A 23811-nucleotide genomic window follows, 5' to 3' on the forward strand; every position below is an offset into this window, starting at 1 on the left:
ATTACCACTCACGAGTCTCGTAGGCGGGCGGCGCGGGCGTGAAGATACCGTTGGTGTGGAAGGCTTGCCGCGTAGCGAGCGGCCTCCATATAGGACTCGACGGCCGCGGCGGTGTCCCCGGCCATTTCGAGCAGATGGCCGTGGGCGGCGTGGAACCGGTGGTCGCCGGAGAGCCGGTCGCCGAGCTTTTCCAACGCCGCCAGGCCTTGCCTCGGACCTTGGGCCATCCCGACGGCGACCGCGTGGTTCAACGTCACCACGGGATTGTCGGACAGCCGCAGCAGAAGTCCGTACAGGGCTTCGATCTGCGGCCAATCCGTCCGTTCGGCGTCCGGTGCCTCGTCGTGCAACGCGGCGATCGCCGCCTGGATCTGGAACGGCCCGGTCGGACCGTGCGGCAACGCCTCGGACAGCAGCGCGACCCCTTCCGCGATGTACTCGGCGTTCCAGCGGCTCCGGTCCTGTTCGGACATCGGGACCGGGACGCCGTCCGGCCCGGTCCTCGCCGGACGCCGGGCGTCGGTGAGCAGCATCAGCGCGAGCAACCCGGTGGCCTCACTGTCTTCCGGCAAGAGCCGGTGCACGATCCTGGCCAGCCTGATGGCTTCGGCGGAAAGCTCGCTCCGCGTCAGGTCAGGGCCCGACGTACTGGCGTAACCCTCGTTGAAGATCAGGTACAGCACGTGGAGCACCGCGTCGAGCCGTGCCGCGCGATCGGCCTCCGGCGGCATGCCGAACGGGACGCCGCTGGTCTTGATGGCGGTCTTCGCGCGGCTGATCCGCCGGGTCATCGTCGCCTCGGGGACCAGGAACGCGCGGGCGATCTCCGCCGTGGTGAGACCGCCGACCGCCCGCAGGGTCAGCGCGATCTGGGAAGCCGGGGACAACGACGGGTGGCAGCACAGGAAGAGCAGGATGAGCGTGTCGTCGGTGTCGGCGGCGCGCCGGTCCGCTGCCGGGGCGAGATGCTCCTCCGGCAGCGTCCATTGGGTGACGGTGTCCTCGCGACGGCGCCGCGCCTGCTCGGCGCGGAGCAGATCGGTCAGCCGTCGCGAGGCGACCGTGATGAGCCACGCCCGCGGATTGTCCGGCGCTCCTTCGGCCGGCCACTGGGTCGACGCGGCGAGCAGCGCTTCCTGCGTCGCGTCCTCCGCCAGGTCGAAGTGGCCGTACCGGCGGACGAGGGCACCGAGGACCTGCGGTGACAGCGCACGCAGCAGCTCCTCGATGCCGCCCTCCGGCACCTAGAGCTCCAGCTCTTCGAAGCTGTCGGCACACGGCCGGATGTCGACGTACCAGTCACGGCCGAGGTCGGTGCCCTCCGGATACGGGGTGTTCGCCAGCTTCGCCGCGATCTCGGTCGCGCGGTCGTAGCTCGCGCAGTCGACGGTCGTGTAACCGACCAGGACTTCCTGCGTCTCGGCGTACGGCCCGTCCGTCACCACGGGCGCGCCGTCACGGAGGGAGATACGGCGGGCGTGGGCCGGCTGGGTGAGCCCCTGCGCGTCGACGAACTCGCCCGACTCGACCAGGTCGTTGTTCCATTTCGCCATGAACTCGTGCAGGGCGGTGATGTCATCGGCGCTCCAGGTGCCGCCGATGCTGTCGAGGTCCTTCTGCGACCCGAACATCATGATCATGTACTTCACGATTTCTCCTCTCGGCCGGCACCGTGTCGGTGCCTTCTGCCGGAGACGTCGGAGCCGCCGGACCCGACCGGACACGGTCGCCGGAATTCTCTCTCAACCAGGTGCCCGGTCGCTCGTGAGTGGTAATGACGGTTAGAACCGCCATTACCACTCACGAGGGTTACTCGGAGACCGTCACCGCCTCGGTCACCTTCGACTCCAGGTGCCGCGCCGCCGGGGAGAACAACGCCAGCAGCAACGCGCCCGCCGCGGCACCGGCGGCGGCGAAGATCGGCGCCGTCGGTTCGGCCTCGTAGAGCGCGGTGCCCAGCAGCGGTCCCACGATGAACGTCACCCCGGTCGTGGCGTTGACCAGGCCCGCCACCGAACCCTGCTGCTCCGGCCCCACCATCAGCGTCGGCGCGGCGGTGAACCCGGGGAGCGCGAGGCCGAGGCCGAGCGCGAGGACGGCGAAGGCGGCGGTGATCGACCACAGCTGGCCCGCGAACGCGAGCAGGACGAACCCCGCGACGGCGATCGGCGCGCCGACGCGCATCAGCCGCACGGCAGGCCAGGCGAGCTTCGGGACGACGGCGCCCTGGACGGCCACGAGGACGAGGCCCGCCGCGAACAGCGCGACCCCGACGGAGCCCGCGGTCTGCTCGGGAGCGAGGTTCAGCCGGTCCGCGATGAGGAATCCGGTGATCACCTGGACCAGCCCGAGCGACAGGTACAACAGGAAACCGATCGCGAAGAACGGCCAGAGCCGCGCGTCCCACGGTTTCACCCCGGCCGCGCGAGGGCCTGCCGGGCGGACGTGCGGGGTGCGGCCCGCCGTCGCGAACACCCAGATCGCGAGCAATGCGGTCAACGCCGGGGCCAGATAAAGCGGCAGGGTCAGCGAAACGACGGCGAGCGCGCCGCCCAAGGCGGGTCCGAGGACCAGCGAGATGCCTTGGACCGCGCCGACGAGGCCGACGGCCTTGGTCCGGTCGGCCTCGTTGGACGTCGCCGCGCTGGCGGCCGCGAGCGCCGCGACCGGGAGGGCCGCGATCCCGGCCCCGAACAACAGACTCCGGGTCGCGAGCATCAGGGCGAGCACCGAGGACGACGACAGGACCTCGGCGAGGCCGAGTGCCGAGGCCACGGCGAATCCGGTCAGGCCGAGGGTGGCCAGCACCAGCCCGGCGAGCAGCACCTTCCGGACGCCGACGCGGTCGAGCGCCCGTCCCCAGAGCGTGCTGGCGATGGTCAGCGCGATCGCGGCCGTGGTGATGACCAGCCCCAGCTGGCTTTCCGTGAGATCCAGCCGCCGCGAGAGCGGCGCCAGGATCGGGGTGATCAGTTGCTGTGCAGAGAAAACCACCAGTACCGCGAGGAGTAGTGGCGCCATGGTCTTGCGCACTGAGTTCCCTTCTAGTTAGGTAAGGCTACCTTAACTATCGCGTCGCAGATCACTGATGCACCTCACGCATTCGACTATGAAAACCGTTATCGTTACTCTAACGTGGGATGGGGTTGAGGGGAAGCGGTCACTGCGGGTATGGGAGGAACGCGATGTCTGGGGGAGCGGATGGCAGAACGGGTGACGTCTGGCTGCATCGGTGGAGACCGCGGCCACGGGCCAGCGCCCGGTTGGTGTGCTTCCCGCACGCCGGCGGGTCCGCCGCGTTCTTCGCGCCATGGAGCACGAAGCTCCCGGCGGAGATCGACGTCGCCGCCGTGCGGTATCCGGGTCGCGCGGACAGGCTGGCCGAGCCGCCCCTGACGTCGATGGCGACGCTGGTCGACGAGATCGCCGGCGCGCTCGAACCACTGGCCGATCGGCCGACCGTCCTTTTCGGACACAGTCTCGGTGCGCTCGTCGCCTACGAGGTGGCCAGGGAACTCACCCGCCGCGACGTACCGCCCGCGCGGCTGATCGTCTCCGGGCGCCGGGCACCCGGAGACGCGCCCGGCGGCACGAAACACCTGCTGTCCGACGACGAGCTGGTCGGTGAACTGGTCCGGCTCGGGGGAACGGAACCCGGACTGCTGGCGAGCGAGGACGCGCGGTCGGTGTTCCTGCCCGCCATCCGCGCCGACTTCCGGCTCGCCGAGAACTACCGCCGGCTCCCCGGCCGCGAGCCGTCCTGCCCGATCACCGTCCTCGTCGGCGACGAGGACACGGAGGTCGACGCCCGCCGCGCCGGACTTTGGGCCGGGCACACGACGAACGGGACGTGCACCACGCATGTCCTGCCCGGCGGCCACTTCTACCTGATACCGCGGGAGAAGACCGTGCTCGCCCTGCTGGTCGAGGCCTGCGCCATCCCCGCAGCGGCCTGACCTCTTTTCTGACAAGGAGTTCCGTGTTGTCGCGATACCGCTATGCCGAGCGGCGGATCCCGCTCGCCGCCGACGCCGTCACCACGCTCGCCGCGCTGGCCCGTGACCGGCCCGGCGCCCAGGTCGGCTACGAGAACCGGGGAACGGTCTCGTGGGCCGAGAACGCCTGGGCGACGGTCGAACTCCACGACGGCGGGGCCAGGCTGATCACCGAGGACCGGGAAACCGAGTTCGCCGGAAAACCGCTCGACGTCGTGGGAAAGGCGCTCGCCGCGGCCGGGATCGCGGACTGGCGGGCGTACGGATGGGCCGCCTTCGAACTGGCACACGTCCTGCACGACACCGCTTCGGCGTCGGGTCCGCTGGCCTGCCTGATGATCCCGCGGGCAGAGGTCCGGCTCGATGGTGCGAGCGCGCTGGTCCGTGCGGCTACTGAGTCCGAAGTGGACGAACTCGCCGAGCGCCTCGCCGTCGCCATCGCCCCCGAAACGCCTGCGGACGCTCGCGTCCCGGCCGACCTCGACCATGACGCGGCCGCGTATCGGGAAATGGTCGCCGCCGCGGTGGGTGACATCCGCGCGGGCAAGCTCGACAAGGTGATCCTGTCCCGGGTTGTCCCGGTCGAGGGCGACCTCGACCTCGCGGCCACGTATCTCGCGGGGCGCCGCGGCAACGATCCCGCCCGGTCCTATCTTCTGCGGCTCGGCGGCTGGGAGGCGGCGGGGTTCAGCCCGGAGATCGTCGCGCGGGTGACCGCGGACGGCCGCGCCAGGACCCAGCCGCTGGCCGGGACCAGGGCACTCGACGGTGACGCGCTCGACGTCGCCCGCCGTGCGGAGCTTTACCGCGACGCCAAGGAGGTCTTCGAGCACGCCATCTCGGTGCGGCTGGCCGCGGCCGAACTGGACGAGGTGTGCGCCCCGGATTCCGTGGGGGTCAGCGAATTCATGTCGGTCCGCGAACGCGGCAGCGTCCAGCATCTCGGCTCGGACGTGGCGGGTGACCTGGCAGACGGCAAGACCGCCTGGGACGCGCTGACCGCGTTGTTCCCCGCCGTCACCGCCTCCGGCATCCCGAAGGCGGCGGCGTGCGAAGCCATCGGACGGCTGGAACCGGGACCGCGCGGGCTCTACAGCGGCGCCGTCCTGACCGCCGACGCCGACGGCTCGCTCGACGCGGCTTTGGTCCTGCGCAGCGTGTTCCGGTACGAGGGACGGACGTGGCTGCGGGCCGGGGCGGGGATCGTCGCACAGTCCACTCCGGACCGGGAACTCGAAGAGACCCGCGAGAAACTGCGCAGTGTCTCGCGGTTCCTGGTGCCCGCACTGGCCCCGGCCGTGCTCCCGTGACCCGGCGCAAGGTCGTGGTGGCGGGCACCGCGTTCGGCCGGATCTACCTCGACGCCGTCCGGTCGGACCCGGAATCCTTCGAGCTGGCGGGCGTTCTCGCCGCCGGGAGCGCGTATTCCGCCGAGTGCGCACGCCGGTACGGGGTTCCGTTGTACACCTCGCCGGACGAGGTACCGGACGTCGACATCGTCTGCGTGGTCGTCCGTTCCGGGGCGCTGGGAGGAAGCGGGTCGGAACTGGCCCGGACCTTCCTGCGCCGGGGAATCCCGGTGCTGCAGGAACATCCGGTGCACGCCGAGGAGATCGCCGCCTGCCTGCGGGCGGCCCGCGCCGGTGGCACCGCGTACTCGGTCAACACGCTGTATCCCCGGCTGCGGCCGGTCCGTCGGTTCCTCGCCGCGGCGAAGGCGTTGCGCGAACGGCAGAAGATCGCCTTCATCGACGCCGCCTGCAACAGCCAGGTCGCCTACCCGCTGCTCGACGTCCTCGGCCGGGTCGCGGGCGGGTTGCGGCCCTGGGCGTTCGGCACGGTCCAGCCGTTCCCGTTCGCCGATCTCGCCGCACCGCAACCGTTCCGTCAGCTGCACGCCGTCGTCGGCGGGATCCCGGTGACCCTGCGCGTGCAGAACCAGGTCGATCCGGACGACGCCGACAACCACTCCTTCCTGCTGCACCGGATCTCCCTCGGTGCCGAGGGCGGCGTGCTCACCCTCGCCGACACCCACGGACCCGTGCTGTGGAATCCGAGGCTGCACGCCGGACGCGACGAGACCGGACGGCTGGTGATGGCCGGGCCGGGGACCGAACGCCTCGGCGTCACGACCACCGTGCCGCTGGGCGACGAGGAACCCGGCACCTATCACGACGTCTTCGCCGAGCTGTGGCCGGACGCGGTCGCCGAGAGCCTGCGGGAACTGTGCCGGGACATCGACGAACCGGCACGGCGTGCCGCGTCGGGGCAGTGGGCGCTCGGCGTCTCGACGGCCTGGCGCGACCTCACCGCGGCGATCGGGCTGCCCGAACTCATCCATCCCGGTGTGCCCGCCGAGATCCCCTTGTCCGTTCTGTCCACAAAGGAGTGACGATGGCCCGCTGCAGTCATGTGCTGCTGAAGGTCGACGACCTGCACCAGGCCGTGCGCGACTTCCGTGAGCTGGGGTTCGTCGTCGACTACGCCAGCGCGGAGGACAAGGCCAAACACGCGCACATCTGGTTCGAGGACGGTCCGATCATCGAACTGCTGACCACGCCACCGGGAGCGCACCGGCTGAAGTGGCCGATCGAGTTCGCGTTCGGCCGCGGCGCCGGGGTGCGGATGACGCGCTGGGCCGTGGCGAACGAAGGATTCTGCGACGTCGCCGTGCTGATCGACGAGCCGGATCTCGCCGGTCCGGTGAAGACGCTGCGGGCGGAGGGGATCCGCGCGGGCCGGGTGGTGCGCTGGACCCGGACCAAACCGGACGGCGAGCGGACGCGGTTCCAGTTCGCCTACCCACGCCAGGATCGGTTGCCGTTCCTGGTGAGCCCCTACGACCCGCCGCAGCATCCGCCGGAGGTCGACCATCCGAACGGCGCGAAGGGCCTGCGCACCGTCGTGATCGACGTCGCCGCGACCGATCGTCCCGCCTTCGACCGGATCACCGGGGGCGACCCGGCGTTCGCCGTCACCACGGCGGCCACCACCCGGATCCGCGCGATCGAACTCGAAGGCCTGTCCGGCCCGCTCGATCCCGCTTTGCTGCACGGCGCCGAAATTCACTGAACCACCCCCGAGAACCCTGGAGTAGCACCATGTCCTTCACCCGCCGCGATCTGTTCCGGACGGCCGGAATCGCCGGTGCCGGATTCCTGCTGGCCGCCTGCGGTACTTCGGCTCCGGCGTCCGCCCCGGTCGCCGGTGCGGGAACTTCGGCCGCCAGGCGTGGTGGAGTGCTGAGGGCCGTGTTCACCGGTGGCGGCGCCGGGGAGAGCCTCGACCCGTACGCGGGCGGATCACCGATCGACTTCGTACGCCACGACGTCCTTTTCGACTCACTGTTCACTTTGGACAACGCCGAGGTCGTGCCCGGACTCGCACTGGCGGCGGAACCCGCGCCGGACGGCCGTTCGTTCGTGCTCCGCCTGCGCGAGGGCGTCCGCTGGCACGACGGGTCGACGTTCACCGCGCAGGACGTCGCCTACAGCTTCCGTTACATGAACGCGCCGGAACGGGCGTACCCGAGCCAACTGGGGTCCTTTGTGGACTCCGCTGCGGTACGGGTCCGGGATCCGCTGACCCTGGAAGTGCCCACCAAGCAGGCACTCGGCGATCCGGCGCTGTTCCTGGCCGCCTTCCCGGCGAAGATGGTCAAGGACGGCGCGACGTCGTTCACCGCGGCCACCGCCGTCGGCACCGGCGCCTACCGGGTGACGGCGTTCGAAGCCGGCCGGGAAGCCCGGCTCGCCAGGTTCGACGGCTACTGGGGCGGCGCCGCCCCGGCGGACGAGCTGGTCCTGCTCAGCCTCACCGACCCGCAGGCCAAGGTGAACACCGTCCTCACCGGACAGTCCGACTTCGCCGGGGACATCCCCTTCACCACGGCCAAGACCGGGGTCGCGAACGCCGACCTCGAAATCCGGACGGCGGGCGAGAACAACCGCACCGCGTTCGGCTTCGTGCTCAACCCCGCGCTCAAGCCGTTCGACGATCCGCGCGTCCGCAAGGCCGTCCGGCTGGCGATCGACCGGCAGGCGCTGGTCGACACGATCCTGCTCGGCTACGGCTCGGTGGGCAACGACCTGCTCTGCGCGGGCGCGAAGTACTTCGCCGCCAAGGAACCACTCGCCCGCGACCTCGACAAGGCGCGCGGGCTCGTCCGCGAGGCCGGGGCAGAGGGCGCGGAAGTGACCATCCGGACGGCGGAATACGAGATCGGCTACAACGCCTCCACCCAGCTGCTCGCCGAGCAGCTGAAGGCCATCGGTCTCGTGGTGAAACCACAGATCGTCGGCCCGGCCGAGTTCTTCCGCCCCGAGGCGGTGGCCGCCGCGCACGGCGTGTCGTTCTCCAGCGGCGCGGTCCCGCTCGCGGTGATGTACGGCAGGCTCACCGGGTTCCCGGGACTGGCCTTCCCGGACGAGCGGCTCAAGACGGCGTTCGGCACCGCGATCGCCAGTACCGACGAAGGCGTCCGCGCCCAGGCGTGGGCCGAGGTCCAGGACGTGATGTTCGACCGCGGCAACACGATCGTCTGGGGGCAGGCGGATGTGCTGAGCCTCGCGCGCAAATCCGTCGCCGGGATCACCGTGCGGGATCAGGCCAAGTACCCGTATCTGGGCAAGGCGGGCCTGGCGTGACGGGTCTCGCCCGGAAACTCGTGACCCGGCTCGGCATGCTGGTGGCGTTGTCGATCCTGGTGTTCGCCGGGGTCGACCTGCTGCCCGGCGACCCGGTCACGAGCAGGCTCGGGATCTCCGCGACGCCGGAGCAGGCGGCCGCGTTGCGTGCCCGGCTCGGCCTCGACCGGCCGTTGCCGGTGCGCTACGCCGACTGGGCTTCCGGTCTGTTCGGCGGAAATCTCGGGACGTCGGTGAGCGGACGTCCGGTGACGGAGCTGCTTTCGGACCGGGTCGGCAACTCGGCGTTGCTCGCCGGGCTGGCCGTCCTGCTGCTGGCCCCGCTCTCGCTGGGACTCGGGTTGTGGGCGGCCTGGCGCCGCGGCCGGGCCGTGGACAAGACGATCTCGGCCGGCTCGCTGCTGCTGGTGTCCGTGCCGGAGTTCGTCGCGGCGGGCGGGCTGGTGCTGCTGTTCGCGGTGACGCTGCGATGGTTCCCCGCGGTGTCGCTGCTGCCCGCCGGCGCGAGCCCGCTCGCGTATCCCGAAGTGCTCGTCCTGCCGGTGGCCAGCCTGGTGCTGGCCGGATCCGCCTACGCGGTCCGGGTCATCCGCGGCGCGGCGGCGCAAACCCTCGCGGGCCCGCAGGCGGAGTTCCTGCGGCTCAACGGGGTCCGGTGGCCGGTGCTGGCGCGACGGCTCGTCGTCCCGGCCGTGCTGCCGGTCGCGGTCCAGGTCTGGCTCGTCACCGGGGTCGCGCTCGTCGGCGGCGCGGTGCTGGTGGAGAAGGTGTTCGGCTATCCGGGGATCGGCGAGCTGCTCGTGTCCTCGGTGCAGACCGGGGACCTGCCGGTGGTGCAGGCCGTCGTACTCGTCCTGGGCGCGCTGATGCTGCTGGCGCTGCTGCTGGCCGATTTCGCCGTCGTCCTGCTGACCCCTCGCCTGCGGACGGGAGGCGCGCGATGATCCGCCGTACCCTCGTCGTGGCGGGGCTCGTGCTCCTCGGAATCGTCCTTTTAGGACCCGAGCTGGCTCCGCATTCCGCGACCGCGCCGGTCGCCCCGCCGTATTCGCCACCGGGGACCGGCGGGATCTTCGGCACCGACCACCTCGGTCGCGACGTCCTCTCCCGCGTGCTCCACGGCGGTAGGCCCCTCCTGCTGACGAGTCTCGTGTCCGCGTTCGCGGGGGCGGGTCTCGGCGCCGCGATCGGCCTGGTCACCGCGCTGGCGCGCCGCCGCTGGGTGGAACCGGTGCTCATGCGGCCGCTCGACACGCTCGCCGCCGTCCCGCCGATCCTGGTGTCGCTGCTCGTGCTGACCGCCGTGCCGAACCGCGCCGGGCTGATCCTCGCGGTCGCCGTGGCGAGCATCCCGCTCTCCGCCCGGGTCGCGCGGGCAGCCGCCGAACAGGTCCGCGGCCGGGCGCACGTCGAAGCCGCGATCGCCAGGGGCGAGCGCTGGACCTGGCTGCTGGGGCGGGAAGTCCTGCCGCTGGTGGCCGGTCCGCTGGCCGCCGACCTCGGCGTCCGGTTCGTCACGGCGGTCTACCTGGTCGCGGCGGCGGGATTCCTCGGCCTCAGCACCTCGGATTCGGATTGGGGACTGCTCATCGTGGAGGCCTTGCCCGGCGCCGCGCTGCAACCGTGGGCGCTGCTCGTCCCGGTCGCCGGTATCGCGATCCTGGCGGTGGCCGCCAACCGGACCGCGGAGCGGCTGACATGAGCCTGGTGCGTATCTCCGGCCTCCGGTTGTCAGCCGGGGACCACGAAATCCTCGACGGGGTCGACCTGACGATCGCCGAGGGCGAGGCCGTCGCGCTGGCCGGGCCGTCCGGCGCGGGGAAGACCTCGCTGGCGCTGGCGGTGCTCGGGCACCAGCGGCCCGGTGTCCGGCGGACCGCCGGGACGGTCGAGATCACCGGCCCGGTCGGCTACCTGGGGCAGGACCCGGGTTCGCTGCTGAACCCCTACGCGCGGGTCGCGTCGATCCTGCGGACCGCGGCCGGCCGCCGGGTGCCGCGCGAGTTCGTCGACACCCTGCTGGACCGGGTCGCGCTCCCCGCGAGCCTCGCGCGCCGGTACCCGCACCAGCTCTCGGGCGGGCAGCAGCAACGGGTCGCGCTCGCCGTCGCGCTGGCGCGCTCACCCCGGCTGCTGGTGCTGGACGAGCCGACGACGGCACTGGACCTGTTGGCCAAGGCGGAGGTCCTCGCCGAGATCCGGCGGCTGCGGGAGGACGGCGTCGCGCTGCTGTGGATCACGCACGATCTGGCCACCGTCCGTGAACAGGTGGACCGGGTCGTGATGCTCGACGGGGGCCGGGTTTCCGGTCCCGAGACTGCAATGAAAGGTCCTTTCCTCGCAAAATTTGCCAGGAAAGGACCTTTCCTGGCGCGCGCGGGCGCCCAAACCGAGGTCCTGAGGGCCGAAAAGCTCACCGCGGGATATCGCGGAAACCCCGTCCTCACCGACGTCGGCCTCAGTATCAGCCCGGGTGAGTGCCTGGCTGTTCTCGGCGTCTCCGGCGCGGGCAAGAGCACCCTCGCCCGCTGCCTCGCCGGGCTCCACCGACCCACTTCGGGAACCGTCACGCTCCACGACGGCCCGCTCGCGCCCGACGTCCGCGACCGCGCCACAACGGAAAAGGCCGCGATCGCCCTCGTCGCCCAGAATCCGGCGGAAGCCCTGCATCCGCGCCAGACCGTCCGCACCGCGCTCACCCGCCCGATGCGGCTGCTTCGCGGAGTCAAGTCCCGCGCGGAGCAGGACGCCCGAGTCGCCGAACTGCTCGAAGCGGTCGGCCTCGACTCCACAATGGACAAACGACTGCCCGGTGAACTGTCCGGAGGGCAAAGGCAGCGCGTCGCGCTGGCGCGGGCGCTCGCCGCGGAGCCGGAAGTCCTCATCTGTGACGAGGTCACCTCCGCGCTCGACACCGAAACCCAGACGGAAGTCCTCAACCTGCTGAACGGACTCCGCGCGGAACTCGGCCTCGCGGTCGTCCTGATCACCCACGACGCCGCCGTGGCGGTGTCCACATCGGACCGATTGCTGGTACTGCACGCGGGCCGGTCCGTCCTCACCGCGCCGACCGCCGAACTGGCCGAAGCGGGCGCCGACCCGGACCGCGTCATCGCCCGCCTGCTGACCGACCCGTCCCGAACCGAACAAGGAGCTTCGCTGGTATGACCGAGCAGATCATCGACGAGCTGCGCGCACTGGGCGTCCGGTTGTGGGCCGAGGCCGGGCAGCTGAGGTTCCGCGCTCCCCGCGGCGTCCTGACCGACGCGCACAAGGCGACCCTCAAAGCGAACAAGGCGACGATCCTCGCCCTCCTCCGAACCGACGAACAGGTCATCAGCCACGACGCGGAGGCCCGCCACGAGCCGTTCCCGCTCACCGACGTCCAGACCGCGTACCTCCTGGGCAGGCGGGATCCCTTCGGGTACGGCGGAGTCGCGTGTCACGGCTACCTCGAAGTCGCCTACCCCGGTCTGGACCACGAGCGGGTCGAGGAGGCGTGGAACATCCTCATCGCCCGCCACGACATGCTCAGGGCGGTCGTCGAGCCGGACGGCTACCAGCATGTCCTGCCCGAGGTCCCGCGCTTCCGCGTCGGGCGGTCGGAGGATCCGGCCGCCGTCCGCGCGGAACTGGGGCACCGCGTCTACGAGACCACGCGCTGGCCGCTGTTCGATCTGCACGTCACCCCCGGCACGCTGCACATCTCCATGGACTCGCTGATCGCGGACTGGGCGAGCGCCGGGATCCTCCTCGGGGAACTCGAGACGCTCCTCGCCGACCCTCACGCGGAGCTGCCGCCGCTCGACATCACCTTCCGCGACCATCTGCTGGCCGAACGGGCCCTGCGGGACACCGACCGGTACCGCCGCGATCGCGAGTACTGGCAGGCACGCGTCGACGAGCTGCCCGCCGCGCCCGAACTCCCGAGGAAACCGGGGGAGAGCACCGGTCCGGTCCGGTTCGAACGACGGCACACCCGGCTCGACGCCCCGACTTGGACGGCGTTGTGCGAGCGGGCGAAACAGTACGGTCTCACGCCGTCGAACGTCGTCCTCGCCGCCTACGCCGACGTGCTCCGCCGCTGGTCCCGGCGGCCCCGGTTCGGGCTCAACCTGACGCTGCTCAACCGGCGGCCGACGCATCCGCAGGTCGGCAAGCTCGTCGGCGACTTCACCTCGGTGACCCTTCTGGCGGTCGAAAACCAGGCAGGGCACCCCTTCCACGAACGCGCCCGCGGGCTCGCCGAGCGGCTGTTCACCGATCTGGACCACCGGCTGTTCTCCGGCGTCGAGGTGGTGCGGGAGATCGCCCGCCGCCGCGGCCGCGAAGCCGCGCTGATGCCGGTCGTGTTCACCAGCGGGATCGGCCTCGGTTCGGGTGACCGGCCCACCGGGTACGGCATCACCCAGACCCCGCAGGTGTTCCTCGACTGCCAGGTGACCGACGACGCCGGCGGCCTCGCGATCAGCTGGGACGTCCGGCGGGGGATCTTCCCGGACGGCCTGATCGACGACATGTTCGCCGCGTTCGAAACCCACCTGCTCGGCCTGGCCGCGTCCGGTGACGCCTGGGAAGGCACCGGCCCGGTTCCGCTGCCGGAGTGGCAGGCCGCCGAACGCGCCGCGGTGAACGACACGGCCGCGCCGCTGCCGGAGACGTCGCTGCACGAGGAGTTCTTCGCCCGCGCCGCGCGGGAACCCGAGGCGATCGCGGTCACCGGCCCCGCCGGGACCCTGACCTACGGCGAACTCGCGCGCGGGGCCGGCGCGGTCGCGGAAGCCTTGCGCGGCAAGCAGCTGGGCCGCGTCGCCGTCGTGATGGACAAGGGGCCCGAGCAGGTCGCCGCGGTACTCGGCATCCTGCTGGCGGGCGGCGCGTACCTGCCGGTGGACACCACACAACCCGCGCTGCGCCGGGAAAAGGTCCTCGCCTTGGCCGGGGTCCGGGTGGTGCTCAGCCAATCGTGGGTCGGGCGGCCGGACGGCGTCGAGGTCATCGACGTCGACACGCTCGAACCCGCCGACGAGATTCCCGGTGTGACGCCTGTTGATCCGGACGCACTGGCGTACGTGATCTACACGTCCGGCTCGACCGGTGAGCCCAAGGGCGTGATGATCACGCACCGCGCGGCACGGAACACCATCGAGGACATCACCCGCCGGTTCGGCGTCACCGACGGGGACCGGGTGCTCGGGCTCGCGCAGCTCGGGTTCGACCTGTCGGTGTACGACATCTTCGGCACGCTCTCGGCCGGGGCCGCCCTCGTCCTGCCGGACGCGGGACGGCCGGGCGATCCGTCCCATTGGGCGCGACTGGTCGCGGACCACGGCGTCACGGTGTGGAACTCGGTACCCGCCCAGCTCCAGATGCTGGCGAACTACCTCGAATCGGAGCCGCTGGCGATTCCGAGTCTGCGCCTGGCGCTGTTGTCCGGCGACTGGATCCCGGTGACGCTGCCCGCGCAGTTCGCGAAGCTGGCGAACGCCGGTCTGGTCAGCCTCGGCGGGGCCACCGAAGCGGCGATCTGGTCGATCTTCCATCCCATCGAGGAAGTCGATCCGGAGTGGGTGAGCATCCCGTACGGGAAGCCGCTGACGAATCAGGGCTTCCGTGTCCTCGACGAGTCCTATCACGACTGTCCGGTGTGGACTCCCGGTGAGCTGTACGTCACCGGCGCCGGTCTCGCCCTCGGGTACTTCGGCGATGAGGAGTTGACCGCGTCGAGGTTCGTCACGCACGACGGGACCAGGCTCTATCGCACCGGCGACCTCGGCCGCTACCTGCCCGGCGGCGAGATCGAATTCCTGGGCCGTGAAGACGATCAGGTCAAGCTCAGGGGTCACCGCATCGAACTCGGCGAGGTCGAGTCCGCGTTGCTGGCGCACGAGGACGTCGGCGCGGCCGCGGTCGTGCTCACCGGTGATCGGCACGGTGAACGCGCGCTGCTCGGTTTCGCCGAACCCGCGCGGCGGTCCGAAAAGGACGCAGTTCCGCCACGGCTGGCCGAAACCGTCCGCAAGTTCGCCGACCGCCAGGTCGCCGGAATCGGTGAAGACCAGGTCACCGGGCATGTCGGCGATCTGCACGAGGCCGCACTGCTGTCCATGCTCACCGCGCTGACCGAGCGCGGCGCGTTCGAGACACCGCAGGACGCGGACGGCGTCCTGGAGACGGCGAGGATCCACGAACAGCACCACTGGCTGGTCCGCCGCTGGCTCGCTCTTCTCACCGCCGCGGGAAAACTCGGCTTCGACGGCCACTACACCCGTATCGCCGACGCCACTCCGGAACTGGTCACCGAGGCGTGGCGGCGGGTCGAACGGGGACTGGCGACGCCCGAGTTCGTGCGCTACCACGAACTCCACGTCGAGCACATCCACGCTCTGCTGGACGGCGACCAGAACCCGTTCGAGCTGCTGTTCCCCGAGGGGCGGCTGGGCACCGCGCGGGCGATCTACCGCGACGACACGATCACCCGCTACCTCAACCACGGCGCCGCCGCGCTGCTGAACCGGATCGCGGCGGCGAGCGACCGGCCGCTGCGGGTACTGGAAGCGGGCGCGGGCACCGGGGCGACGACGTCGGCGGTCCTGCCGATGCTCGAAGGCTTCGACGTCGACTACCTCTTCACCGACCTCACGCCGTTCTTCCTGACCCCCGCCCGCGAGGAGTTCCCACGCGCCCGGTTCGGCCTGTTCGACCTCGACCAGGAATTCCGGGCGCAGGGTTACGCGCCCAACTCGTTCGACGTCGTCCTCTGCGCGGGTGTCCTGAACAGCACCCGCGATCCGGCGGCCGCCATCGCCGCGGCGACCGAACTGCTGGCACCCGGCGGCTGGCTCGTGTTCACCGAACCGACCGAGGAACATCCGCACATCCTGCTGACCCAGGGCTTCATGATGGAACCCAGTGGTGGCGATCACCGGACCGGCGCGACCCCGCTTCTGTCCACAGAGGACTGGTTGAGTCTGGTCGACGCCGACGTCGTCCTCCCCGACGACGGGCATCCGCAGGCCGCCCAGGGGATGCGGCTGTTCGCGACTCGTGTCAAGACCGACCGGTGCCACGTCACCGCCGACGACTTCACCGCCTTCCTCGCCGAACGTCTTCCCGCGCATATGGTCCCCGCGCACGTCCAGATCGTCGACGAACTGCCGCTCACCGGCAACGGGAAGGTCGACCGCAAAACCCTCGCGGGTTGGCGGCCGGTTCTCCCCGATGACGACCTCGCCGCCGAGGACGGCCCGCCGGACGAACTGGAAGGCAGGCTCACCGCGTTGTGGGCGGGCGCCCTCGGTTTGCCGCGGATCGGCCGTGACGACAACTTCTACGACCGCGGCGCCGATTCCCTCGTGCTCGCCAGGGTCGCCGGGCGGTTGCGTGAGGAGATCCCGGAGGCCGGACCGTTCACCTACGACACGCTGCTCCGTCAGATGCTCAACGAGCCGACGGTGTCCGCGCTGGCCAGAGCCCTGCGTGCACAACCGTTGTCCACACCTGTGGATGACTCCGACCGGTCGGGCAACGCGCTCCTGATTCCGTTCGGTGGCGGGGAAGAGGGTCCGGCGCGGGTGCTCTTCCACGCGGCGCTCGGCACCCTCGACTACTTCCAGTCGCTCGGGAAGGCACTGGCGGCGCAGGAACTCGGGCCGGTGATCGGCGTGGCCGTCGCCGATCAGGAAGCCTACTGCGAGATCGACCCGAAGCGGCTGATCGGCCGGGTCGCCGACGACTACGCCGACCGCCTGCTCGCCGCGGGGCACACGCGGTTTCAGCTGATCGGCTACTGCCTCGGTGGGCTGCTGGCCACCGAGGTCGCCCGGCGGCTGCTGGAACGCGGGGTGCCGGTCGACGACCTGACCCTCGTCGACAGCATTCCGATGTTCCTCGAAACCGGGGAAGAGCTGGCGTTCGAGGCGATCTTCGTCCCGAACCTCAACCTCGATCCGGTCGCCGCCGTCTTCGGGTCCGATGTGGACAGTGCCGACGTCTACCGGGCGATCGAAAAACTCATGACCGACCACGACCGGAACGTCCCCGCCGGGGCGATGGGCGCGCTCACCGGAGACCCCGGTCTGGAGGCCGTCGCGGCGGCCGTGCGGCGGCGGCACGAAGTGGACCAGGAGACCCGGCTCGCGCAATACGCCGAAGCAGCCTCGGAACAGGCCGGGATCCCGGTCGACCCCGAACTGGTCCCGGCGTTGTTCCGCGTCTGCCGCCACAGCATGCGTGCGGCCAGGTACGACCCCGAGCCGTACGTCGGCGACATGACCTTCCTGCGGGCGACCGAACAGCAGTCGTTCGGCGTCACCGCCGGGGTCGGGCATCTCGCGGCCCCGTTCTGGGAGCAGACCTGCCTCGGCGAATTCACCGTGATCGACGTCCCCGGCAACCATTTCAGCGTCATCGAACCGCCCAACGTCGACGTCGTCGTCGCCCATCTCGGCGCCGCCATCACCTCGGGAGTGACCGCATGACCCCGTTGAAGGAACTGCGGAAACCCGTCGCCGGGCTGACCCGGCTCGGCATGCTCGTCGGCGCGATCGGGTCGCTGACCACGCTCGTCCCGTTCGCCGGGCTCGCCGAACTAGGGCGCGTGCTGCTGGAGGACGGACCGCCGGACGGCGGGCGGCTCACCGTCGTCGCGCTCGTCGTCGTGGCCGCGCTGATCGTGGGGTCACTGCTGAACGGCTTCGCCCTGTGGCTGACCCATATCGCCGACGCGCGGTTGCAGGCGCTCGTGCGCCGCCGGATGGTGGACCGGCTCGGCGCGGTGCCGCTCGGCTGGTACACCGACGTCACCTCCGGGCAGGTGCGCAAGGCCGCGCAGGACGACGTCGAGGAGCTGCACCATCTGGTGGCGCACCACGACGTCGAGATGACCGGCGCGATCGTGCTGCCGCTCGGCGGGATCGCCTACCTGTGCTGGCTGGACTGGCGGCTCGCGCTGCTCGCGATCGTCACGTTGCCCGTCTACCTGGTCGCCTACGCCTCGATGATGCGCGGGTTCGCCGACAAGATGCGCGAACTCGACTCCGGTTTCGCGAAGGTGAGCGCGGCGATCGTCGAGTTCGTGCACGGCATCACCGTGGTGAAGGCGTTCGGTCAGGCGGGGCGTGCCCACCGCGGCTACCGGCAAGCCGTCGTCGACTACGGCGAGCGGTACGCCGGGTGGGTCCGACCGATACTCAGACTCGAAGCCCTGACGTCGCTGGCTCTCTCGGCGCCGGTGATCGCCTTGGTGAGCCTGGCGGGCGGGACCTGGTTCGTCGCACAGGGCTGGGTGAGCCCGGTCGACGTCCTCGCCGAAGTGCTGGTCGCGATGATCATCCCGTCCACCCTGCTCACCCTCAACAACGGCTTCACCGCGCAGCGCAAGGCGGTGGCGGCCGCCGAACGGATCGGCGCGCTGCTGGACACGCCGGTGCTGCCGATCGTGGACGAACCCGAAGAACCCCGGGGACATCTGGTCGAGTTCGACCGGGTCTCGTTCGGGTACAACGAAGGCGAGACCGTGCTGGCGGACGTCAGCCTCGTCTGCCGTCCCGGGACGGTGACCGCGCTCGTCGGCAGTTCGGGCGCGGGGAAGTCGACGCTCGCGAAGCTGGTGCCCCGCTTCTACGACGTCACCCGCGGTGCGGTCCGGCTCGGCGGTGTCGACGTCCGGCGGATCGCGCCGGAAGTGCTGTACCGCAAGGTCGGCTTCGTCCTGCAGGACGTCCAGCTGCTGCACGGGACCGTCGCCGACAACCTGCGGCTCGGCCGTCCACAAGCGACGGACGCCGAGGTCGAAGCCGCCGCGGAAGCTGCGCGGATCCACGATCGGATCCTCGCGCTGCCCCGGGGATACGACTCGGTGATCGGGGAGGACGCGGTGTTCTCCGGCGGCGAGGCACAGCGGATCTCGATCGCGCGGGCGCTGCTCGCCGACACCCCGGTGCTCGTCCTCGACGAGGCGACCGCCTACGCCGACGCGGAATCCGAAGCGCGGATCCAGCAGGCGCTGTCCACGCTCGCGCGCGGCCGCACGGTACTGGTGATCGCGCATCGGCTGGCCACCATCGCCGGAGCCGACCGGATCGCGGTCCTCGATCGCGGGGTGGTCGCCGAATCCGGGACCCACGAAGAACTACTGGCCGCCGACGGGCGCTACGCCCGGATGTGGCACGCGCACGCCGGTGCCGAGGAGGGCGTCCGATGATCAAGGATCTGCTGGCGATCATGGGGCCGGAACACCGCCGCGCGATCCGCGGCTATTTCGCTTGGCTGGCCGCGTACGCCGTGTTGCAGGGGCTCGCGATGGCTTCGCTCGTCCCGGTACTGCAAGCGCTGCTGTCGGGTTCGCCCGACGACGCGTGGAGCAGGCTGGTGGTGACGGCGGTGATCGTCGTCCTCGCCTGCGTCGCGCACTACCGGCAGGCGATGAAGGGGTTCGCGCTGTCCCTGGTCACGCTGACCAGCCTGCACACCCGGCTCGGCGACCATGTCGCGAGCCTGCCGCTGGGCTGGTTCTCGTCGGAGAAGGTCGGCAGGCTTTCCCGCAGCGCCACCGGCGGCACGCTGATGGTCACCAGCGTCACCGCGCATCTGCTCACCCCGGTCGCCACCGGGACCATCACGCCGGCGACCGTCGCGATCACGATGTTCTTCTTCGACTGGCGCCTCGCCGTGGCCACCGTCCTGTGCGCGCCGGTGCTGTATCTCGTGCACCGCTGGGCGGCGACGTCGGTCGGCCGGTCCGAGGAGCGGACCGACGCGGCGAGCACGGTGGCCAGCAGCCGGGTCGTGGAGTTCGCCCGCACCCAGCAGGCGTTGCGCGCGTTCGGCCGGACGACCGACGGCTACCCGCCGCTCGACGAGGCCATCGAAACGCAGCGCAAGGCGTGGGGCGGGATGCTCCGCACGACGGCACCCCGCCTGCTCGCCAGCGGCCTCGCCGCGCAACTGGCGTTCGCCGCGCTGATCGCGGTCGGGGTGTCGCTCGCGGCGAGCGGGTCCATCGATCCGGTGGTGCTGGTGGCGTTGCTCGCGCTCGCGGCGCGGTTCACCGGGCCGCTCGGCGAACTCGCCGGGCAGAGCGGGATGCTGCGCATGGCGGCGAACGATCTGCGGCGGCTGGCAGCGATCTTCGACGAGAAACCGCTGGTGGAACCGGCGGAGTCCCGGCCGGGCGCGGTGCCGGGCGAAGTCGCGCTGCGCGGGGTGACCTTCGGCTACCGGCCGGGCGAACCGGTGCTGCGCGACGTCTCGCTGCGGATCCCGCCGGGCACGATGACCGCGATCGTCGGTGCCTCCGGTTCGGGCAAGACCACCATCACGCGGCTGGTCATGCGGTTCTTCGACGTCGACGACGGGGTGGTCTCGGTCGGCGGCGCTGACGTCCGTGATCTGTCCACTGTGGATCTCATGGCGCAGTTGTCGGTGGTGATGCAGGACGTCTACCTCTTCGACGACACCCTGGAGGCGAACATCCGGCTCGGCAGGCCGGACGCCTCCGACGAGGACGTACGGGAGGCGGCGAGGCTGGCCGGGGTCGACGAGATCGTCGACCGGTTGCCGGGCGGCTGGCAGAGCAAGGTCGGCGAGGGTGGCACGTCGTTGTCCGGTGGTGAGCGCCAGCGCGTCTCGATCGCCAGGGCGCTGCTCAAGAACGCGCCGATCGTGCTGCTCGACGAGGCGACCGCGGCGCTCGACCCGGAGAACGAGCGATACGTCCAGAACGCGTTGCGCTCTCTGAAGAACTCGTCGACGTTGCTGGTCATCGCGCACAAGCTGCCCACGGTGATGGCGGCCGACCAGATCCTCGTGCTCGACAGCGGGGAGATCGCCGAATCCGGGACACACGAGGAACTCCTCGCCGCGGGCGGCCGGTACACGAGTTTCTGGCAGGAACGCCGGGAAGCGCGGGGCTGGCGTCTGGTGGGCGGCGCGTGATCGGCGTACTGGGCGCGACCGGCGACGTCGGCCGTCACGCGGTGGGATTCCTGGAGCGGCTCGGGATCGGCCCGGTGCGCGCGGCCGGATCCGCCGTCGCGGACTTCCGGGACCCGGCCTCACTGGACCGGTTCGCCTCCGGCTGCGAAGTGCTGGTGAACTGCGCCGGACCCGCGCACGCCATCGGTGACAGCGTCGCCGAGGCGGCCCGCCGGGCCGGGGCGCATTACGTCGACGCGTCCGGCGACGAACCGGTCGATGTCCATAGTGGACGGACCGCACTGCTGTCCGCCGGTCTTCAACCAGGGCTCACCGCGGCGCTGCCCCGCTGGCTGACCCGCGACGCCGAAGTCCACGGCCTCAAGGTCTGGCTCGGTGTCTCGGATCTGTTCAGCCGCTCGGCCGCCGAGGACTACCTGCACGCGGCCGCCACCGGTCACGGCGAGGCGCTGGCGGCCTGGCGGGGCGAACGGCGCTCGCGGGCGCTGACCCGTGAAACCGGGGTCACGCTGCCGTTCTTCCCGGAGCCGGTGACCCTGTTGCCGTACTTCACCCCGGAGGCCGAACGGCTCGCGCGGGCACTGCGCGTCGCCGAGGGTGACTGGTACACGGTGCTGGCCGGCGACCACGTCGGCCGTGCCTTCGACCGGGTCCACGGCATCGGCCGGGAGGAGGCTGTGGCGGACCTGTGCCGCGCGAGCCGTCTCGACCTCGCCGGCCGGGCGCCGCGCGTGGTGCTGATCGCCGAAGCCGACGGCCGCACCGCCGTGCTCCGCGCGAAGGGGAACGGCGTGGTGACCGGAGCCGTCGTCGCGCTGGCCGTATCCGCCGTCGACCGTGGCGAACTCCCGCCCGGTTCCTACTTCGCGGGCGACGTCCTCCGAACCCAGTCCCTTGTGGACTGTCTGACTGGACTGGGTGTCGCCGACGTCGGCGTCTTCGACCGCCCGCTGAGCCGTCTCGTGCTGGAAGAGGAGGGCGCGCTGTGAACGGCGAAGACATCCCGAAGGCGTTGCGGGTGATCGAAGAGATCAGCCTGCGCGCGATGGCCGCCGCCCTGTCCGCGGGTGTTCCGGCGCCCCGGCACGAGTGGCTGGCCGAACGCTGGCGCGCCGCGTTGTCGGCGGAAGACACGTCGCCCGAAGCCGTCGAGCCCGGCCCCGAGTTCGAGGAAGCCTATGCGGCACTGGGCTTTCCGCCCGCGATGGCCGTGGTCCACCGGGTGACGCTGAGCAGGCTGCCGGATCTGCTGGCCGACCGGGTGACGCTGCTCGACCTGTTCGACGCCGCTGAACTGGCGGCCTACCAGGACAACGTGTTCACCCGGTATCTCAACGCGGCCGCCGCGCACGTGCTCAGCGGCACCCATGACGTCCTCGAACTCGGCGGCGGCGAAGGGTTCGCCACCGCGACGATCCTTCCGGCGGTGGAAGGGAAGTACCTGTTCACCGACGTGTCGCGCGGGTTCACCGTCGCCGCGGCCGAGCGGTACCGGCACCGGCAGGGATTCGCCACGGCGGTACTCGACATGGACCGCGATTTCGGTGACCAGGGGGTCACGGCCGCGTCCGCGGTGTTCGCGGGGAACGCGTTGCACAACGCGGCGCATCTCGGCCGGACGCTGCGCCGGATCCGCGGCCTGCTCGAACCCGGCGCCAGGCTGGTGTTCACCGAGTCCGGTCACGAGAACCACGCCCTCCTGACGTCCATGGCCTTCCTGTTGTCCGCCCCGGCGGGGAAGCCCCGGCCCGGTACGGCCGATCGCCGCGCGGGCGCGCCGTTCCTCGACGAACCCGGCTGGCGGGCCGAACTCGCGGCGGCCGGGTTCACCCTGGAATCGGTCCTGCCCGAACCGGATTCCCCGCTGGCCGTCGCGGGGCAACGGCTGTTCTCCGCCGTGGCCACCGACGAGATCCCGGCCGGCTGGAGTCCCGCGAAGGTGCTCGCGCATCTCGAACGGACCGGCGCCGAGCACGCCGTACTGTCCGCGGCCACGCTTCGGGAACTGCCGGATCATCCGGCCGCGCTGCTCGCGGATCTGCCGCGCCTGCGCCGGATCGAGAGCACCGGATGGCTCACCGACGCGGAAGCAGACGCCGTGCGGGACACGTTCGGGGTCGAGGTCGTGCGGCATACGGCCCCCGAAACGCGGGTCGACGTCGCCGCGGCCGGTGCCGCCGCGGACCTGGCGCTGGCGCATATCGACCTCGCCGCCGCCGTCCGGGCCGTCGAAGATTTCGGGCGCACGGCGCTGCTGTCGATGCTCAACGTGCTCAGCCCGGTGCTGGGCAGGCCGGAGGACGAGATCCTCGCCATCACCCCCGGCCATCGGCGGTTGCTCAAACGCTGGCTCGACGTCCTGAAGGCCGAGGGCCTGCTGACCGAAGATCATCACCCGGTGCCGGATCCGGCCGAATACTCGGACGAGGCGCTGGAAAACGCCTGGCAGCGCGCTCGGCAGGCGTGGCTCGACACCGTCGGTTCGGCGGGCACCGTCGACTACGCCATGGCCAACGCGCGTAAACTGCCCGAGCTGCTGGCCGGCCGCGAGCAGGCGGTCAACCTCCTGTTCCCCCAGGGCCGGACCGACCTCGCCGCGGCGCTCTACCGCGAGAACGTGACCGGCCGCTACCAGCACCACGCGGTCAGCGCGCTGGCCGCCGGGATCACGGCCGGACGGCGGGCGCGGATCCTCGAGGTCGGCGCGGGCACCGGTGCCACCACCGAGCACGTGCTCCCGGCACTGGACGACGTCGAGTACCTGTATACCGACGTCTCGGCGTACTTCCTGGACCAGGCGCGAGAGCGGCTGAAGGGGGATCCCCGTGTCCACTTCGGACGGTTCGACATCGACGTCCCGATCGCGGACCAGGGCTTCTCGCCGGAGTCGTTCGACCTCGTCATCGGCGGTGGAGTGCTCAACGCCGCCCAGGACACCGACGCGTCCGTCGCCCGGTTGACCGAGATCTTGGTCCCCGGGGGCTGGCTGCTGCTCACCGAACCGACCGTCGAAGAGTTCTGGATCCTGACCTCGCAGGCGTTCCTGATGGCCGACGCCGCCGACGACCGGGCGGAGGACCGCGCCAGCTTCCTGACGCTGCCGCAGTGGAACGCCGTCCTCGACCGCGCCGGACTCGTCCGCGCGGACGGCCTGCCCGCCACCGGACATCCGCTCGAACCACTGGGCCACCGCGTGTTCGCCGCACGCAAACCGCCCCGGAAGGAAGACTGAC

General features: G+C 71.1%; 16 protein-coding genes. 13 read left to right on the plus strand and 3 right to left on the minus strand.

Annotated features, from left to right (window positions below; genetic code table 11):
- Window positions 1-8 precede the first annotated feature (8 nt).
- The 3 genes from L324_RS36760 to L324_RS36770 form a co-directional block, all read right to left on the minus strand.
- Complete coding sequence (locus L324_RS36760; RefSeq protein WP_037319921.1) at window positions 9-1244, minus strand: RNA polymerase sigma factor; 1236 nt, start codon at window positions 1242-1244, stop codon at window positions 9-11.
- Window positions 1245-1640 carry a YciI family protein gene (locus tag L324_RS36765; protein WP_235783764.1) on the minus strand — a complete coding sequence of 132 codons (396 nt, stop codon included), beginning with the start codon at window positions 1638-1640 and terminating at the stop codon, window positions 1245-1247. It abuts the gene before it with no gap.
- Between the two features lie 169 nt (window positions 1641-1809).
- Window positions 1810-3033: an MFS transporter gene (locus tag L324_RS36770; RefSeq protein WP_051174319.1), complete on the minus strand. Its 1224-nt coding sequence runs from the start codon at window positions 3031-3033 to the stop codon at window positions 1810-1812.
- Window positions 3034-3266: 233 nt separating this feature from the next.
- On the opposite strand from L324_RS36770, the gene L324_RS36775 reads away from it, so the two are divergent.
- The 13 genes from L324_RS36775 to L324_RS36835 are packed head-to-tail and all read left to right on the plus strand — an operon-like array spanning window position 3267 to window position 23810.
- On the plus strand, window positions 3267-3956 hold the full coding sequence (locus L324_RS36775) for a thioesterase II family protein (RefSeq protein ID WP_235783755.1): 690 nt from the start codon (window positions 3267-3269) through the stop codon (window positions 3954-3956).
- 23 nt (window positions 3957-3979) lie between these two features.
- The gene (locus L324_RS36780; RefSeq protein WP_235783756.1) at window positions 3980-5305 is read left to right on the plus strand and encodes a salicylate synthase; all 1326 of its coding nucleotides are present in this window, start codon (window positions 3980-3982) and stop codon (window positions 5303-5305) included.
- Window positions 5302-6387 (plus strand): Gfo/Idh/MocA family oxidoreductase, encoded by a 1086-nt coding sequence (locus L324_RS36785; RefSeq protein ID WP_037319927.1) that lies wholly within the window; start codon window positions 5302-5304, stop codon window positions 6385-6387. Before L324_RS36780 ends, L324_RS36785 begins: the two co-directional genes overlap by 4 nt.
- A gap of 2 nt (window positions 6388-6389) precedes the next feature.
- Complete coding sequence (locus tag L324_RS36790) at window positions 6390-7067, plus strand: VOC family protein (protein ID WP_037319929.1); 678 nt, start codon at window positions 6390-6392, stop codon at window positions 7065-7067.
- A gap of 29 nt (window positions 7068-7096) precedes the next feature.
- On the plus strand, window positions 7097-8641 hold the full coding sequence (locus tag L324_RS36795) for an ABC transporter substrate-binding protein (protein ID WP_037319931.1): 1545 nt from the start codon (window positions 7097-7099) through the stop codon (window positions 8639-8641).
- Window positions 8638-9585, plus strand: a complete 948-nt coding sequence (locus tag L324_RS36800; RefSeq protein WP_037319934.1) for an ABC transporter permease — start codon at window positions 8638-8640, stop codon at window positions 9583-9585. The genes L324_RS36795 and L324_RS36800 overlap by 4 nt, the downstream gene beginning before the upstream one ends.
- Complete coding sequence (locus tag L324_RS36805) at window positions 9582-10343, plus strand: ABC transporter permease (RefSeq protein WP_037319937.1); 762 nt, start codon at window positions 9582-9584, stop codon at window positions 10341-10343. Before L324_RS36800 ends, L324_RS36805 begins: the two co-directional genes overlap by 4 nt.
- Entirely contained in the window at window positions 10340-11809 is a 1470-nt protein-coding gene (locus tag L324_RS36810; protein WP_051174321.1) for an ABC transporter ATP-binding protein, read from the plus strand. Before L324_RS36805 ends, L324_RS36810 begins: the two co-directional genes overlap by 4 nt.
- Complete coding sequence (locus L324_RS36815; protein WP_037319938.1) at window positions 11806-17121, plus strand: non-ribosomal peptide synthetase; 5316 nt, start codon at window positions 11806-11808, stop codon at window positions 17119-17121. The genes L324_RS36810 and L324_RS36815 overlap by 4 nt, the downstream gene beginning before the upstream one ends.
- Window positions 17118-18845 (plus strand): ABC transporter ATP-binding protein, encoded by a 1728-nt coding sequence (locus L324_RS36820; protein ID WP_037319940.1) that lies wholly within the window; start codon window positions 17118-17120, stop codon window positions 18843-18845. The genes L324_RS36815 and L324_RS36820 overlap by 4 nt, the downstream gene beginning before the upstream one ends.
- Window positions 18842-20578 carry an ABC transporter ATP-binding protein gene (locus tag L324_RS36825; protein ID WP_037319943.1) on the plus strand — a complete coding sequence of 579 codons (1737 nt, stop codon included), beginning with the start codon at window positions 18842-18844 and terminating at the stop codon, window positions 20576-20578. Before L324_RS36820 ends, L324_RS36825 begins: the two co-directional genes overlap by 4 nt.
- Window positions 20575-21567, plus strand: a complete 993-nt coding sequence (locus L324_RS36830) for a saccharopine dehydrogenase family protein (RefSeq protein WP_037319945.1) — start codon at window positions 20575-20577, stop codon at window positions 21565-21567. Before L324_RS36825 ends, L324_RS36830 begins: the two co-directional genes overlap by 4 nt.
- Entirely contained in the window at window positions 21564-23810 is a 2247-nt protein-coding gene (locus L324_RS36835; RefSeq protein WP_051174322.1) for a class I SAM-dependent methyltransferase, read from the plus strand. Before L324_RS36830 ends, L324_RS36835 begins: the two co-directional genes overlap by 4 nt.
- The last annotated feature ends 1 nt before the right edge of the window (window position 23811 follow it).

This window comes from Amycolatopsis orientalis DSM 40040 = KCTC 9412, assembly GCF_000478275.1.
Taxonomy (GTDB): domain Bacteria; phylum Actinomycetota; class Actinomycetes; order Mycobacteriales; family Pseudonocardiaceae; genus Amycolatopsis; species Amycolatopsis orientalis.